The organism is Paraglaciecola marina, from assembly GCF_004360155.1.
Lineage (GTDB): Bacteria > Pseudomonadota > Gammaproteobacteria > Enterobacterales > Alteromonadaceae > Paraglaciecola > Paraglaciecola marina.
In genome coordinates, this window is record NZ_SAIS01000013.1 from 72,707 (window position 1) to 88,113 (window position 15,407).

A 15,407-nucleotide genomic window follows, 5' to 3' on the forward strand; every position below is an offset into this window, starting at 1 on the left:
ATGCAGAACATTCTCGGCTTATCAACTGTAGTGCTTGTAATTCTAAGTACTAAAACTAACTAATCGCTATGTAACGCATCAATAGGATTAAGCTGCGATGCTTTAATGGCAGGATAAACACCAAACCCTATGCCAACCAATAAGCAGATACCTAAAGATAAAAAGATAGCCGTGATTGACCAGCTCACTGACCAACCCGAATAAAAGCCAATAATTTCAGATAAAATTAGACCAAAGGCCACACCTAACAAACCGCCTAATACTGAAATCGAAAAGCTCTCTGCAATAAACTGCATCTTTATATTTTTTTGAGTTGCACCTATGGCTCTTAGTAAACCAATCTCTTTGGTACGCTCTAACACATTAGCAAGCATAATATTCATAATACCAATGCCCCCAACTAATAAAGAAATGCCTGCAACACAGGCCATCACTATGTTGAATATTTGCTGAGTTTGTTTTTGTTGCGCCAAGAGTGCTGCTGGAATAACAAGTTGGTAGTCATCAGCACCGCCATGGCGCAATTCAAACAGCTGTGACACTGCTTTAGAGGCAACCACAGGGTCAATGTATTCCGCCACTTTGAGTTTTACTACATCTAGTTCACTGGCTAAAATAGGACTACTTAGTTTTTTCAAACTTGTGCTTAAAGGTACAAAAATTCGTGCACTGTCACCGCCTATTTTTACCCCTTGAAATTCATCCTTGTCATAAAGCGGATTATTCAATACTCCCACCACCTCTAACCAAAGGTGATTTACTTTAATATACTGCCCAATGGCACTCACATTTGGGAATAATTGTTCCGCTGCACTAGCGCCAATAACCGCAGTTTGGGAAACATTATTGTTGTCTTGTGCGGTTAGCACTCTGCCAGTTTCTGCTTGCAAGTTTGACAAGCCAAAATGACTACTACTTACTCCAACCACTTTAAGATCTGCGATTTCGTAATCACTGTATAGAGACTGGACTTTCACTAGATGTTGGGCACTGTAATCTTCTAGGAATGGCAAGGTTTCCATAGCGGCTTCTACATCAGCCAAAGTTAATCCTTGTGACTCTTGGCGAATTTCTTTTAATTCATCATCAGCAAAAGGTTTAGCTTCTACAATCAGGTTTCTGAGGCCCATAGAGTCAATCATTTTTAAGGCTTGGCGTTCGGCACCTTCTCCAATATTGAGCATAGCGATCACTGCACCAACACCAAAAATCATACCTAGTAGGGTTAACAGAGTACGCAACTTGTGGGAGGCCATCTCAATTAAGGCATCTTTAACTAACAATAAAAAGTTACTATTCATACCGCCTCCGGCACACTGAGAGCAATAATATCACCCGCATCCAAACCATCAATTATTTCCACAAAGTGTAGATTTTTAATGGCGGTTATAACTTTCTGCCGCACAAACTTGGCTCCCTCTCTCTTGTAAACGTAATTCTCACTTTTTTCATTAAAGATGGCCTGTAATGGGATCGCTATTTTATTTTTTGGCTCACTTACATTTATAGATGCAGATACTTTGACACTAGGTTGTAATAGGGGCGACTGCTCCTGAATAGACACTACCAACTCAAAATATTTAGTGGGATTACCGCGCTTTATGGTCCTAGAAAAGCCCGAGACTGACTGTAGCTGTCCGGTATATTGTTTATCTGGATAAGCATCTAACGTAAGCGTAACGTTTTGCCCTGACTCTAAATTAATGGCATTTTTATCTAACACAAAGAGCCGTGCCTGCATCTTAGTGAGGTTGGGGATTTTTGCTATTGTGTGTCCAGGGAAGACAGTTTGCCCAATACTGGCTTTATCACCTCGCCAGTTTTTTTCATAAACCAACATACCGTCATAAGGAGCAAGTACCTCTAGTTGGGCCAAGGCTGCTTGATGCTGTTGAAACTTTTCCTGATGCCCCCCTTTTTTAATATTTAGTACGTCTAAAGCACTTTGGTTACGTTCATCTATACTGCTTTCTTTCCACTCAATAAACTCTTCTTTGGCCCCCAGATAATCTCGATTGGACAAGGTGTCAATAATTTCTAGTTTGGAATATAACCTTAAATCATCGATTGCAAAGGTATCAACAAAGGTGAACTCTTTACCTACCAAAGCTTTGTCAGAATTAAGTTCACCTTGCTGCTGCATCTCTTCTGCGTATTGTTGCCGCATATCCATATCTAGCAGCATCATGTCTAGCTCTTCTTTGCGGCTATCCAGAGAGATTTGTTCTGCATCAAACCTTGCCACAATCTGCCCCTTTGTCACCCAACTATTTTCTTCAGCTAACCAGTCAATAATCATAGGGCTACGCCCAGGTGCATTGATACTTTTAGCAATGGCAGCTTCTAGCTCACCATGAGCAGGAATAACAACCGCGAAGGGTTTTTCTTGGACCTCATATACCGGCACACTTAGTTTTTGTTCGCTCGTGCAGCTAACGAGTAGTAATAAAAAGCTCCCTAAACAAGCTAATCTATTCATGTACCTACCACTTCAATTTTTGCTTTCATACCGGGGCGCATCACTTCTGGCCTTTGTTCTCCAAGTTCAATTTGTGCATCAAATATCACTTTAGTGTTATTGGCACTTTTTGAATAAAACGACTGCCCTAACTTTGAAATAGAGCCTAAATAAGACATTTCTGGGTAAGCCTCAAAAATAACTTTTACGGTTTGCCCTTCACTTAATTTGGCCTTAACTGGCTCTGCAAATTCAGCCTTCAAAGCCACCGCATCTAAAGAGGGCAACTGCAACAAACTGCGCCCCATGTAAACTGTTTCGCCTACCGCTGGTTTTTCCCCTTCCCAATTTTCAAGGTACATTACTAAGCCATCTTTAGGCGCTTTTACGCTAAGCTTACTTATCTCTTGTTGAATATTGTCCACTCTACTTTGCAAGCCCTTAATGGTGCCCTTTGCAACCTGCACGTTAATTAACATGGCTTTTTCATGGTGAGCTAATTTTTGTTGGGCTTGAGATAGGTTTTCTGTTTGATATTGAAAATCTGCTTGTTGCTTCAAACGTTCGATTTTTGAACTTGAAGCATCTACTATTTCTGCTTTACGTTTAGCTTTTTGATATTCCATTTTTGCTTCTGCAAGCTCCAAGATCAGGTCTTGCTTTCTGGCTTCATCTTTTAACTTGTCACTTTCTGATTTTTTAATGGCAGCTTTTAACTTACTTTTTTTGTCAATTAGGTTCGTTTTTAACTTTTGACCATCAAACACTAAAATAATATCGCCCTTTGCAACCTGCTTATTTTCAGTGGCGATCATTTGAATTTTGTATTGCCACATGCGCGATACGTTAGGCGGGCCAATGGAGGCATTGTGAAGCGAGATAAGCTCAGCAGACGCTGTTACTTTGGACTCTTCTATTGTTTTTTGAATCACATCGGGCTCAGAACCACAACCCAACATTATTACGCTTAGAGATAATACCAAACCTTTGATATTGCAAATAATCATACTTAACTTGAGCTTCATAATGGTTGCTCCCTTTGAGCGTCTGAGTGCTGAGCAATGGCCTTAGGTGTCATCTTAACTCTGACGCTCATCCCCGGAAACAACCTTCGTTTGAGCTCATCATCAAACCCTATTTCTACCCGGTAGTAAGCGCTATCACTCCATTGTGCTTTTTGCTCAGCCTGACTAGAAACAGCTAATACCTTGCCGCTATAGCTCTGTTCAGGATACGCATCTAATGTGAGCTTATATTCACTGTTTGTTAAATCAACTCTGGCGGCATCAACTTCATGTAGCCAAGCACTCACTTGATAAGTTGCGGCGGCCTGCACAGTCAATACATCCCAACTGGCTTGAATATTCATTCCTGTTTCAATTTTTTTTGAAGACCACCTATGCATGGCATGGGTGACAGGGCCAGTCACTAGAGCCTTAACACTTAACTTATCTAACTGGCTGATTTGATATGCGATATTTTCTTTTAGTTTGATAATTTCAATTTTCTTTTTACGTACTTCTACTTGTTGCTCTTCCAAGGCAAGTGCATAACTTTGTTGAGCTTTAATCTTCTCTGTTAGGGCTTTCTCGTATTCAATAACACTTTTACCTTTTTCATAAGCACTCACTTCACCATCAGGTACAGAAGCTTCAATTCTTGTTTTTTGTACCATAATAGAACTGAGTTTGACTCTGCCTTCGGCTTCTAATACCGCTTGCTCTTGTTCCATCTCTAGCTGCAATAACTCCAAGGATTGCGTCTCAAGTTTCTCTTGATTTTCTTCTAATTGAGATTCAATTCCCCCTGAGTCAAATACGGCTACTAACTCACCTTTATTAACAATACTGCCCTCTTCAGCCATCCACTGAATCTGCACTTGCCAACGATTAGTTTTAGGAGCAGTTACTACCTGATTATCTGAAGACGTAATAATCCCTGTTAATATTAAAGGCTGTTCACTCCCTGAGACCTGTGCTGTGAATAGTCCCAATAAAATAAAAATAGTCATTTTTACTTTCATTAATATCAAGCCTTTTTAACTTCTAGTTGACTATCAGTTAGAACCTGACCGTCACGCATAGTGATCACCCGCTGAGCATAGGTCGCGATATCGTCTTCGTGAGTCACCATGACTATGGTTTGTCCTTGCTGATGTAATTCAGTCAATAAAGTCATGATTTCGAGTGAAGTTTTACTATCAAGATTACCAGTGGGTTCATCAGCAAGCACAACTGTTGGCTGGTTAATTAACGCTCTCGCGATGGCGACTCTTTGGCGTTGCCCTCCAGACATTTCAAATGGTTTATGGGTTTTACGATGCCCCAATCCCACTTTATCGAGCAAGTCATGGGCACGTTGGTTAGCGTCTTCCTCTGAGATATTGCTATAGCGCAAAGGCAGTTTGACGTTTTCGATAGCATCTAACTTAGGTAATAAATGGAAGGTTTGAAAAATAAATCCTATATGCTTATTTCGGATACCAGACAAAGTATCGTCATCCATAGTGGCAACGTCTTTGTTATCTAAGAAATACTGACCGTTATTAGGTGTATCTAAACACCCCAATATATTCATAAGTGTTGACTTACCCGAACCCGAACTGCCCATAAAGGCAACGAATTCGTTTTGCCTGATAGATAAAGAAATGTCTTTCAGTGCATGGACAACTTCAGTGCCGTTAGCAAAAGACTTAGCTATGTTACGAAGTTCAAGCATAATAATTTGATATTAGGAGTCTTGTATTAACCATATACAGATACTGAATAAGTATCAATTAGGCTGCACCTAAACGAAGGTTTTGAAGTGTTTCATATGTTTCAAAATATGTATTTTGGGAGTATTTTTTTAAAACTGCAGCCTAGATGTAAAAAGTCCCCTTCCTGATACCTAGTAGTTTATTGTTACTCCATTGATATCCCTTAGAGCCGCCCATACTAATACAGATGACAAACTAGAACGTTAGTGCTACCTCCCAAAACGTTCTCCCCCTAGGCCAATCGAGAGTATTAGATGTCTGTATTATTAGAAAACCTACAGTGGCGCTATGCCACTAAAAAGATGGATCCTGCTAAGGCCGTCAGTGATGAAAAAATCAATTTTATATTAGAAGCTATTCGCTTAACTGCTACCTCTAGTGGTTTACAACCTTACGAGGTGATAGTGGTGACTAATCCTGATGTTCGCGCTGAGATCGTACCTCATGCTTGGAACCAAGCACAGATTACCGATGGCTCGCACTTATTAGTATTCGCAGCATGGGACAATTACACAAGCGAACGTATTAATCACATGTTTGATTTAGTGAACGAGCAACGTGGCTTTAAAAATGAAGGCTGGGAAAACTATCGTCAAATGTTGCTAGCTACCTACCCTGGCCGCGATGCGCAAACCAACTTTGAACATGCTGCAAGACAAGCTTACATTGGTTTAGGTACTGCATTAATTGCCGCAGCAGAGATGAAAGTAGATTGCACACCAATGGAAGGGTTTAGCCCAGACAAGGTAGATGAAATTCTTAACCTTAAAGAAAAAGGTTTGAAATCTGTATTGTTGCTACCTATAGGTTATCGTGCCGAGTCTGGCGACTGGCTTGTTGACTTGAAAAAAGTAAGACGAGATACAGAGGATTTTGTTACCGAAGTAAAATAAACCCCGCTTTTTAAAACGGGATCTAGTGGCGGCACATGCAACTTGTATATGCCGCTAACTAAGTTACTGACAGCCTGAGGTAGACGGTTCAGTTGCTAGTTTTTTAGCGTCTTGCCTAGCTTCAAATCCTGCTAGTTGTTCTGGAGTAGCAGGTAATTGATATTTATCTTTCCACTCACTAAATGGCATACCGTACACTTCTTCACGGGCTTGGTTATAATCCATTTCAGCGCCTTGTTCATTTGCTGCAGCCATATACCACTTAGCCAAACAGTTACGGCAAAAATCAGCCAGAATCATCAGGTCGATATTCTGCACATCTTTATTTGCATCTAAATGTTTAAGTAAATGCCTAAAAGCTGCTGCTTCGGCTTGAGTTTTTTGTTCTTGATTCATCTGCTGCCTTTTTTAAAATTATCTTGGGTCTGTGGCTGTCACTTCAATTCGCTGTGAGTTTTCATCATGAAACTCCAACAAACTGGTTAACCCTTGCATATTGTGTAGTTTTCTAAATTCTATCCAATCTATAAGGCAATATAAACACACTGAGGGGTAATTCCAACTAGAAAACAACCCGCTATCTACCTGTTCATTTAACTGCACTAAAACCGCATTTACTCGCTCTTTTTGGAGCTTAAAAAACAGTTTGTCTTCATCTGCTTGAATATCTGAATTAGACAAAATAAACATCTGCACTAAAGAGTCATTGGCCGAATCAATTAAGGTCAATTGGTTTTCTTGCTCCCAACTCAAAGCTGGGTCTGCGAACTTATCGGTCAGGTAACGGTAAATCACTCTCGAGTCATAAATCACCTGCGACTTGCCATCCATTTCATCCTCTAACATGGGGATTTTCATGGTGGGATTTTTAACGATTAGCGCCTCTCTATCTTGCTCGGCAAATATCTGTAAATTTACAAACTCGTGCTGAGTATTGGCTAACCAAATACGTATACGACGTACAAAAGGAGACGTAGTAGAACCATAAAGTTTTAACATTCATTTGTCCTTAGTGCTTTGCTATCAATTCATCAACAAGATGCTAATTAACATATTATCTAACTGGTTGCGCATGGGCTGCGGCCCTAAAAATACTATTTGCTAACATTAGATTTAACCCATCTAAATAAGCGCGAGTAGTAGGCTCTTGAGTATAGCCAATCACCATGCCATTACCTTGTGGTTGCACTATTAAAAAAGGCTTATAGGCTAGTTGTTTGGTGTTTTCTTGCCATAAATATCCGCTAGCCAATAACGACTCTTCGCCCTTAAACCAGGCTAGGTTTTTACCTGAGGTAAGGGTAATGGGCGTATAAATATTACGGCCAGTGACCATAGCCACCACGTTAGGGTTGACACCAGCGGTAAGCCAATGTTCCTGATCAACTTCAATATTCGCTAATATCCCAGCGACATAGTCTGGCTGTTGCTTGGCATCAACGCTGGCATCTAACAAGGCTTGTTTGTCGGTTAACAACTGGCCTTTAACTCTGTCTGAATCAGATTTGGAATTAGCAGAATCTTCTTTGTCTGTCACTGCAAGCTCACGCTTCACATCTAACAAACTAGCATTAGCTGATGCAGCAAATGCAGTGGCATCACCAAAGGTAATTAATACACCACCATTACTAACCCAGTTTTTAATATTATCTAAGGCTGACTTAGAGAAAGCTTGGCTGTAACGACCAGACGGTAGAATTAACACTTGGTAATGGGCCAAATTTCCAGAGCCTAATTTATCGGTACGAATGGCGGTAACCGGATAGTTTAGCTGCTGCTCAATAACAAATCGTGAGTTACCGGCACTTAAAGAAGAAACCGGCTCATCCCATGCCATAGCAATATTCAGCGCTGGCATATCAACTACATCACCACTACCAAAGCTTGGGCCATTTATCACCCAACTGCTATCAACGCCCGTTACCACAGCGCCAGTATCGGCTGCAATTTGTTGCACTTTGACAGCTAAATCTTCGCCGTTACGGCGGTTTTCAACAATCAAACTACCCGCTGGGAAAGACTGCTTAGAATCTAATTGAAAAGCTTTATCTGCACTTTTAACAATCAAGCCTTGTTGCAACGCTTGTGTTAAAAAGTGTACCGAAGCCATATCGCCCCAAGGCACTAGATAAGCCACGTCTGCATCTAGGTTTGCAACGCTGCCTACTAGTTTATCGCTAGCCTCTACCTGAATGGTTTTAGCTGAAACGGCTTTACCGCATGTGTTTGTATCCACATTAAACATTAGCGGTAACGACCATGCAGTTACATCGTAAATTTCGTCTCGTAGCAATCTAGCTCGGCGTCTTTCTTGTTCTTTTATAAAGGCGTCAGACATATCTACTTGCTGAGTAAAGGTAGTTTTAACAAAGCGCCCTCTAGGCTGAGCTGTATCGATAATATACGTACCAGCTTGGTAGGTTTCACCACAGGCTTTAAATGATTCAGTCGCTTGTTGCACTTCAACACCGTGCTGAGCCATCAAGGTAGCGAGCTTGTGTGTAGTGGCTCTGTCTTGGCCGTTAGATAAAATAAAAGTCCGTTCTTTTTTGTCAGACTTACCACTTTTAATAGCATCTACCTGATACTGATAGAAATCTTTAAGTAATTTAGCTCGGTTATCTGCTACCGCCTCTGCGGTAGAAATAGACGCCACAAAATGCTTATGCACAGTGTCTTTAAAGGTTAAAAGCTCACCATTGTCCTTTAAGAAAACTTCACCCCGTGAAGAACCCACTTCGTATGTAGAAGCAGCCGCTCCGTAAAAGGTTGGCCAGCTATCTCCATAGCCTGGGTAAAACGCGTCGTAGACTTCTCGGGTAAAGTAATCAAACCCAAACTTGTCGAAATGCTTACCGTTGTTACGGCCCACTAAGGTGATGTTCTCAATTTGTTTAGGGTGAAGATGGGGGTTAAATGGTTGAGCCGAAGGTGCAAAGAAGTAACTAGAGTCTCCGCCCATTTCATGCAAGTCAATCACCACAAGTGGGCGAAATTTGTTAAGAGCTTTGATCTTACCTTGAGTTTCAGGCTGAGTAAGGGCTAACCAATCTCGGTTCATGTCAAACAAGTAATGATTTGTACGACCTCTTGGCCATGGTTCGTTGTGCTCTGCAGACAAACGGTCAGGGCTATGGCTGATACCAACACTTGCATAATAACGCTGGGTAAATCGTGTTCTACCATCTGGGTTTTGCAGCGGGTCAATGAACACAATATTGTTATCTAAAATCTTTTTATTGGTGGGCTCATTTGGCGCGGCTAGCAGGTGGTAAGCCGTCATCATTGCGGCATCTGTCGTGCTTATTTCGTTGCCATGGACACCATATTGTAACCATACTGAGCTTGGCAGAACGTCTTGTAATTGTTTAGCTTGGTTTTTATCGGTAATTCTAGGGTCAGACAAACTTTGCATGTCGCTAGAAAAGCTTTCTAAATCTTTAATTAATTCAGGCTGGCCTATGGCAGCATAAATTAATTTACGGCCTTCCCATGAGCGACCATATTCAAATAAACGAATTCTATCTGGTGCTGCACGCTCTAGGGCTTCAAAAAACCTAAGCATATCGCCATGATTAGTGATTCGCTCACCTACTTCATAGCCCAAAACCTGCTTGTGGGTGGGGATATCAGCACTGTATTGAGCACCAGGCCATAGATCGTATTCGGCTTGGGCTAGAAAGCTCATTAAGCCAGAAGAAACAACAAAGCCTAAAAATAGGCAGCGACGATATAAAAGAGTAACACCATGAAAAACAGCTAAAGAACTAAAGCTCATCGAGGGAGGTTCCTAACAAATTACAATTAAAACAAGGATCATCATAATAAAGTGAATTTAATAGCAACTGCAATTACTGTGAGCTGAAACACAAAATAAATATGCCAAGCTAAAGAAACAATACAATTTAATAATCAAATTGACTAAGGAGTTAGGATATTAATATGGAAGATATCTCAATATTCCTTTAATAATTTTTCAATATTTTCGATTTCCTGTTTAGCCTTATTTTTAACAATCCAAAACCTAACTAATGTGGCAATTAGAATTGGTGTTTGTACCAATAAAATAATGAACCAATTTTCAACATTACCTGTTTTGCTGATAATGTATTGCTTGAATTTCAAACAGAATATAAAACATTGATACGGATCAAGAACGCTCTATCAAATCTAATGTTTACTTATCTACCTTGATTTCAGTAAAAACCAATCGAGATTGAGAAGATACAACACATGCACTGGAGCCTAGCAGCAGCTTATTTCTGCCTAGTTTTAAATTAAATGTAAGTGTTGGAGCAGCAGCCTTATCAGAAAATTGAAAATTGGGAAGCTCAAGATGTCTAAGTTAGCCCCCACCAACAGACAACTAAATTTATTGTTACCTAGGTCAGGGGTAACTTGACTAGGAGCCTCAAAATGGAAGCGATTACAGATGTGCAGAAAGTAGTAGAAAACACTATGGTGCTTGTGTTGGCAGGAGGGCAAGGTTCTCGCCTTAAACAACTCACCCAAATGCGAGCAAAACCCGTACTAGAATTTGGCAGCCATTGCCGCATTATCGACTTCCCTTTGTCTAATTGTGTTAACTCAGGGCTTAATCGAATTGCAGTACTTACCCAATATAAATCCCAATGTTTAATACGTCATTTAATGCAGCAGTGGGGAGCGCTTAATGACAATTTTGGTGGGCGCTTAGATATACTGCCAGCTTCACAGCAACATTCAGAAAACTGGTATCAAGGCACAGCCGATGCCTGCTATCAAAACCTTTCATATATAAAAGAAATGGCTCCTAAATACGTGATGATCTTATCAGGCGACCATGTGTATCAGATGGACTATCGAAAAATATTAGCCACCCATGTAAAAAATGCAGCCGATATGACAATCTCCTGCATAGAAGTGCCAACTAAAAATGCCGCAAATCAATTAGGTGTATTAAGTGCTGATGGTAAGGGGAAAATCACAGCCTTTAACGAAAAGCCTGCCACACCCCATGCTTTATTAGATGCACCTGACTATTGCTTAGCGTCAATGGGTAATTATGTGGTTAATACAGATGTACTTCTTGATTTACTAGAGCAAGATGCAAACTCACCTGATTCAGAACATGACTTTGGTAAAAATATAATTCCCAACATTATTAAACAGAGTCGAATTTTTGCCCATCGTTTTCGTGGACCTACTGGCACTCAAATACCTTATTGGAGAGATGTGGGAACACTGGACAGCTATTGGCGCGCCCATCTGGACCTATTAAATAATAGCGATATATTAAATTTATCTGATCCTAATTGGCCAATTCGCGGGCACGCGTTTGCAGGCACAACCACTAAAATCACACGAGCCTCCCATCAAGCCCCTTGTGAACTTGAAAACGTACTAATAGGTTCGGGGTGTCATTTAACAAGCTGCTACGTTCGACAATCAGTATTATCGAATAATTGTAAAGTTGAGACAGGAACCAACCTAGATAAATGCGTATTGTTACCCGATGTAACAGTGGGCCATATGGTTACCTTAGAAAATGCCATTATTGATAAAGGTGTCACCATTCCCGATAACTTTGTAATCGATAATAAAGCCGTTGCTAGGCAGCAAGGCTTTACGGTTACAGATAAAGGCGTGATATTAATTACTCAAGAAGCCATTGATAGCCTAAGCCAGTCAGAATACAAAATAGACAGGCCACGACATACGTCTAAATTAACAGTGGTTGAACAAATACCCTCTGACATTTCAATACAAAATACTCAGCCAAGCGGTAAAAATTTAGCGATTAATGAGGGCTAATAAGAGCCACTTTTATGGTGGCTACTTTTATATATTCTTCCTTAAAAATACAGAGTCCATTATTAGGTTTCAATACCAAAGTACAAAACAACCAAATCTGTGGGCCCAGTATTATTTAACTCATGTAAGTCATGGGGCTCAATGGTTACGCACATACCAGCCTCTAAAGGAATATCGTCACCATTAACGGTAATAACCCCTGTACCTGATTCAATAAAAAACACCTCAGTCATATCACTGTGACTATGGGCATTAGCCAACTCTCCTGGCGGAAACACCGCTTTAGAGAAATAAGTGATATGGGGAATATCACCATTAGAAACTAATACTTTCTTTTTAATCAGAGAGTTATGAGAAACATCGGATTCTTGTATGTTTTCTAGTGACGTTATTTTCAAAGCTAATCTCTCATTTTAATAGAGTTATAATTACCATTTGGGATCAGCAAATACCCCCATATTACCGAGTTAAAACTATGAACCAAAAATCACGACGACTACGGCCACTAGCGCTCCAACCCCAGCTATTTTTAAGCCGTTCTTGTAAATGGGCAGCTTAGGTAAAAACATCAAAAAAGCAGAAATCACAAAAAACAGCAACCCTAAGCCAAAACTAATATTCAGCCAAAATAATGGGCTATTGTTAGTCGCTTTATGTAGCTTTACCATTTTCGAAAGTACAATAGGATATTCTTTACGGGTCACTGTCGCCGTGCCACTGGATTTTTCGTATTCACCAACATTAAGGGTAATGATTGAATCTGTCTCAGATACTACTTTGCTCCCCTTAGTGCGCAGTGCTAGAAGCAGCTCTTTACTATTAAGGCCTGGTTCTAACTGCTTAACCTGAACTTGATCATATTTTAGAATGTCAGTAGGACGGAAAATAAGAAGAATTCCGCTAACAGCGTAAACTCCCATAATTCCCGCTAAGAAAAAGCCAAGCCAACGATGATATTTGCGAAACGTAAGATGTAATTTTGATGCAGCCATTAGTTTAATTTTCTGTATTTTAAAAATGGCGTACTTTATAAACGAGAATGCTTTCTATTTAAACTATAAAGAGTAATAACTTGGTAAAATAATGATATTTAACATTATGTTGGTCAGTACTTACCATTCAAAAGCAGTAAATTAAGATAAGCCGACTTTAAGACTAACCCAACCAGAGACAGCAAGCTCTTAAATGCCATAATAACGAATCCAATCCCCATTAATGAATCAACAGGCATAAAAGAAAACATATACAAGGCTTGACCAAGTATAATACCAATAAAAGCAATCTCATATGAGGCTTGTCTATCCAACAAAATTACAAATCCAGCGATTAGTAGCGCGCTGCTGTAATAATAATTATTTGAGTCCCACGGTTCAATTTCACCGGTGACATACGGAGACAAGAATAAAATTGCTGCACCTAAAAAACTCGATAAAGAAATACTAATTAAAAAATTTTTCAATGGTGACCTCTGTCCCCCCCAAGCTTGACTTAACCAAAAAAAGAAGCGTTATTGTGCGCTTAGATTTTAATTCGAAGTTCAGAACCATTTAAGTCATGGCTGTCAGGGTAAATAACACTAACGCCTAAAACTTCGCTTGCTATATTTCATATGTCTCGCATACGACACTTTCACCATTAGAATAGATTACTTTGTCGTCGCTAACTAAAAATATAACACGTTTACCGAACTCAAAATTATTCACAAAACCGCACTCACCGCTCAAGGTAATATTATTATTTAAAGAAAAGTCATATTGATACTTCCCCTCTTTTTGGAAAATTGAATAATGAAGCTCCTTATCTTCTCCATCATTTAGTGACCAAAATTTCAAATCAGAATTTGGGGTTGTGATTTTAGCATCTACAATTCGTATGTTTGAGCTATTCAAAATGGTTAATTGAGGCACAAAATTTATGCCTATGATATACAGTGGAATAATCAAAAAAAGTAAGCTCAGTTTTTTGCTTGAATACCGTTTCATACAACACTCCTTTTAAATTTAACGTTTTACTAAACACCAATAAAATTGTTGGCTAATATTGCGAAAAACAAGAAAAACTAACTGTTATTAGTTCATTTTGATTATGGCTGACTACTTAACTCTCAAGAGACTTCAAACTTTTATGCAAGGCAGCTGCGGTTTTAATAATTGTTTCAGAAATAGCCATTAAACTAGTTTGCTCGTCCATAGCTCGTCTTTGTATAACTCTGTGGGCTTCGGCTTCATCAAAATTCATTTCTTGCATGATTAGCAATTTAGCTCGGTCGATCTTTTTATGCTCAACAAATGCTTGCTTTGCTGTATCTAGCTCCAGCTCCATCCGTTTAATATGATCAGATTGCTCTTTAATCAGGTCATAAAACGCTCGGTTACCAGTTAACTGGTCGGTTTGAGTGTGGTTCTTTATATCATATTGTTGAAGGGTGTTCTTTGCATCTTCATTTGATGTTAGCTGAGTAGACAACCAATAATCCATATCAGAAATTTTGTTTGCAGCAGTATTCACTCGTTTTCTATGGTTGAGCAAATCATCTTCCACCTTGGCTACTTGGCTTTTGGTTTGATTGAGCAGTCCTGCGCTTAACTGTTCTTCGACTGTATGCATTTTATCTATGCGTGCCGTAGTTAATTCATACCAAACTTCGCTTATCTCAGCGGCTATAGGTGTGCCATTAGCTAATTGCTGGATCATGGTTCGCATCTGTGACAGTGGCTCAACTGAATCAGCGCTTTCTAGGCTTTGCCACTGTTGGCTGTCGCTCTCAAGTGCGAACTCAAAGAAAGTTTTAAAACTATCTTGTTGGCTTACCTCTAGTTGCTTTATTCGTTCACAGAGCCTTTTATCAAATGTACTTTGAGAAAAACCTACTACCCCCCATGCTCGTTCTTGCCCAGCAAACTCTTTACCCTGTATAAAATTAAATAAAGCGACTAATTGCTGAGTAATTTTAGGATCACTAGCTACATCAGATGCTTCAAAGACCACTGCCAACAAGGCTGAAATGACTCGACAATATGCCCGGGTTGATTGGGCAGCTGTCAAAAGTTGGTTTTCTATTTTTCGTCTTAAACTTGGCACATGATCCATATCTTGTAAGGCTAGTGCAATTAAGTTGAATAAGCGCATGTTACTGGCACTATCACTGACTTGTAAGTATTTGGCTTTAAGTTGGCTTCGAAGCATTTCTTCTGCGTTTATGCTTGCTTCTATTTGATTACGCCTTTGTTCGCAAAATCGCGTGGACTTGCTGATTAAAAAGATATTAGAAATACCCCGCTCACGCTGCAATTGGTGAATCAGCTCACAAACAAAAGTAATAACTTGGCAATTTGATGCAAGTTGGTGCAGAGCTTCTATTTCTGATCGTTTAGTGGCAAGTAAAAACTGCTTGGTAGTATCACTATACTTGTTCATGGACAATCCGAATTTATTACAAGATGAGGATTAAATGAAACGCTAAATGGTTTCTGCCATAAAAAAACAATGCAATTTTTATGCTTAT

Annotated in this window: 15 protein-coding genes; 2 read left to right on the forward strand and 13 right to left on the reverse strand. The window is 39.7% G+C overall.

The genetic code is table 11. The annotated features are described in order from the left end of the window. Positions 1-59 precede the first annotated feature (59 nt). From EOK74_RS17225 to EOK74_RS17245, 5 genes are read right to left on the reverse strand one after another with little or no spacing between them, the layout of a single operon-like run. A complete protein-coding gene (locus tag EOK74_RS17225; RefSeq protein ID WP_133471347.1) occupies positions 60-1,301 on the reverse strand; it encodes an ABC transporter permease in 1,242 nt (413 codons plus the stop codon). Further along, complete coding sequence (locus EOK74_RS17230) at positions 1,298-2,479, reverse strand: efflux RND transporter periplasmic adaptor subunit (RefSeq protein WP_133471348.1); 1,182 nt, start codon at positions 2,477-2,479, stop codon at positions 1,298-1,300. The genes EOK74_RS17225 and EOK74_RS17230 overlap by 4 nt, the downstream gene beginning before the upstream one ends. Beyond that, positions 2,476-3,483, reverse strand: a complete 1,008-nt coding sequence (locus EOK74_RS17235; RefSeq protein ID WP_133471349.1) for an HlyD family secretion protein — start codon at positions 3,481-3,483, stop codon at positions 2,476-2,478. The genes EOK74_RS17230 and EOK74_RS17235 overlap by 4 nt, the downstream gene beginning before the upstream one ends. Next, positions 3,480-4,481 (reverse strand): HlyD family secretion protein, encoded by a 1,002-nt coding sequence (locus tag EOK74_RS17240; protein WP_133471350.1) that lies wholly within the window; start codon positions 4,479-4,481, stop codon positions 3,480-3,482. The genes EOK74_RS17235 and EOK74_RS17240 overlap by 4 nt, the downstream gene beginning before the upstream one ends. Positions 4,482-4,486: 5 nt before the next feature. Beyond that, a complete protein-coding gene (locus EOK74_RS17245; RefSeq protein WP_133471351.1) occupies positions 4,487-5,176 on the reverse strand; it encodes an ABC transporter ATP-binding protein in 690 nt (229 codons plus the stop codon). Positions 5,177-5,470: 294 nt separating this feature from the next. Between EOK74_RS17245 and EOK74_RS17250 the strand changes: the two genes are divergently transcribed. Beyond that, a complete protein-coding gene (locus EOK74_RS17250) occupies positions 5,471-6,109 on the forward strand; it encodes an NAD(P)H-dependent oxidoreductase (protein ID WP_133471352.1) in 639 nt (212 codons plus the stop codon). A 63-nt stretch (positions 6,110-6,172) separates the two neighbouring features. On the opposite strand, the gene EOK74_RS17255 is transcribed toward EOK74_RS17250, so the two are convergent. From EOK74_RS17255 to EOK74_RS17265, 3 genes are read right to left on the reverse strand one after another with little or no spacing between them, the layout of a single operon-like run. Continuing rightward, positions 6,173-6,505: a DUF1244 domain-containing protein gene (locus tag EOK74_RS17255; protein WP_133471353.1), complete on the reverse strand. Its 333-nt coding sequence runs from the start codon at positions 6,503-6,505 to the stop codon at positions 6,173-6,175. An 18-nt stretch (positions 6,506-6,523) separates the two neighbouring features. Then, on the reverse strand, positions 6,524-7,108 hold the full coding sequence (locus EOK74_RS17260) for a glutathione S-transferase family protein (protein ID WP_133471354.1): 585 nt from the start codon (positions 7,106-7,108) through the stop codon (positions 6,524-6,526). A 55-nt stretch (positions 7,109-7,163) separates the two neighbouring features. After that, complete coding sequence (locus tag EOK74_RS17265; RefSeq protein WP_420818938.1) at positions 7,164-9,797, reverse strand: M14 family zinc carboxypeptidase; 2,634 nt, start codon at positions 9,795-9,797, stop codon at positions 7,164-7,166. Positions 9,798-10,525: 728 nt separating this feature from the next. Between EOK74_RS17265 and glgC the strand changes: the two genes are divergently transcribed. Then, on the forward strand, positions 10,526-11,902 hold the full coding sequence (glgC, locus tag EOK74_RS17270) for a glucose-1-phosphate adenylyltransferase (protein ID WP_133471356.1): 1,377 nt from the start codon (positions 10,526-10,528) through the stop codon (positions 11,900-11,902). A gap of 62 nt (positions 11,903-11,964) precedes the next feature. Here glgC and EOK74_RS17275 read toward each other — a convergent pair whose 3' ends face one another. From EOK74_RS17275 to EOK74_RS17295, 5 genes are all read right to left on the reverse strand, one after another. Then, entirely contained in the window at positions 11,965-12,300 is a 336-nt protein-coding gene (locus EOK74_RS17275; RefSeq protein WP_133471357.1) for a cupin domain-containing protein, read from the reverse strand. A 75-nt stretch (positions 12,301-12,375) separates the two neighbouring features. Continuing rightward, on the reverse strand, positions 12,376-12,894 hold the full coding sequence (locus EOK74_RS17280; RefSeq protein WP_133471358.1) for a hypothetical protein: 519 nt from the start codon (positions 12,892-12,894) through the stop codon (positions 12,376-12,378). Positions 12,895-13,007: 113 nt separating this feature from the next. Then, positions 13,008-13,361 (reverse strand): hypothetical protein, encoded by a 354-nt coding sequence (locus EOK74_RS17285; protein WP_133471359.1) that lies wholly within the window; start codon positions 13,359-13,361, stop codon positions 13,008-13,010. A gap of 139 nt (positions 13,362-13,500) precedes the next feature. Then, on the reverse strand, positions 13,501-13,884 hold the full coding sequence (locus EOK74_RS17290; RefSeq protein WP_133471360.1) for a hypothetical protein: 384 nt from the start codon (positions 13,882-13,884) through the stop codon (positions 13,501-13,503). Between the two features lie 115 nt (positions 13,885-13,999). Beyond that, complete coding sequence (locus EOK74_RS17295; protein WP_133471361.1) at positions 14,000-15,319, reverse strand: nitrate regulatory protein; 1,320 nt, start codon at positions 15,317-15,319, stop codon at positions 14,000-14,002. Positions 15,320-15,407 lie beyond the last annotated feature (88 nt).

Bases quoted from the DNA above. Each gene is read 5' to 3' on its own strand.
- EOK74_RS17230 (WP_133471348.1), bottom strand. From the start codon at position 2,479: ATGAATAGATTAGCTTGTTTAGGGAGCTTTTTATTACTACTCGTTAGC.
- EOK74_RS17280 (WP_133471358.1), bottom strand. From the start codon at position 12,894: ATGGCTGCATCAAAATTACATCTTACGTTTCGCAAATATCATCGTTGG.
- EOK74_RS17235 (WP_133471349.1), bottom strand. From the start codon at position 3,483: ATGAAGCTCAAGTTAAGTATGATTATTTGCAATATCAAAGGTTTGGTA.
- EOK74_RS17290 (WP_133471360.1), bottom strand. From the start codon at position 13,884: ATGAAACGGTATTCAAGCAAAAAACTGAGCTTACTTTTTTTGATTATT.
- EOK74_RS17225 (WP_133471347.1), bottom strand. From the start codon at position 1,301: ATGAATAGTAACTTTTTATTGTTAGTTAAAGATGCCTTAATTGAGATG.
- EOK74_RS17265 (WP_420818938.1), bottom strand. From the start codon at position 9,797: ATGAGCTTTCTAGCCCAAGCCGAATACGATCTATGGCCTGGTGCTCAA.
- EOK74_RS17240 (WP_133471350.1), bottom strand. From the start codon at position 4,481: ATGAAAGTAAAAATGACTATTTTTATTTTATTGGGACTATTCACAGCA.
- glgC (WP_133471356.1), top strand. From the start codon at position 10,526: ATGGAAGCGATTACAGATGTGCAGAAAGTAGTAGAAAACACTATGGTG.
- EOK74_RS17260 (WP_133471354.1), bottom strand. From the start codon at position 7,108: ATGTTAAAACTTTATGGTTCTACTACGTCTCCTTTTGTACGTCGTATA.
- EOK74_RS17250 (WP_133471352.1), top strand. From the start codon at position 5,471: ATGTCTGTATTATTAGAAAACCTACAGTGGCGCTATGCCACTAAAAAG.
- EOK74_RS17255 (WP_133471353.1), bottom strand. From the start codon at position 6,505: ATGAATCAAGAACAAAAAACTCAAGCCGAAGCAGCAGCTTTTAGGCAT.
- EOK74_RS17295 (WP_133471361.1), bottom strand. From the start codon at position 15,319: ATGAACAAGTATAGTGATACTACCAAGCAGTTTTTACTTGCCACTAAA.
- EOK74_RS17245 (WP_133471351.1), bottom strand. From the start codon at position 5,176: ATGCTTGAACTTCGTAACATAGCTAAGTCTTTTGCTAACGGCACTGAA.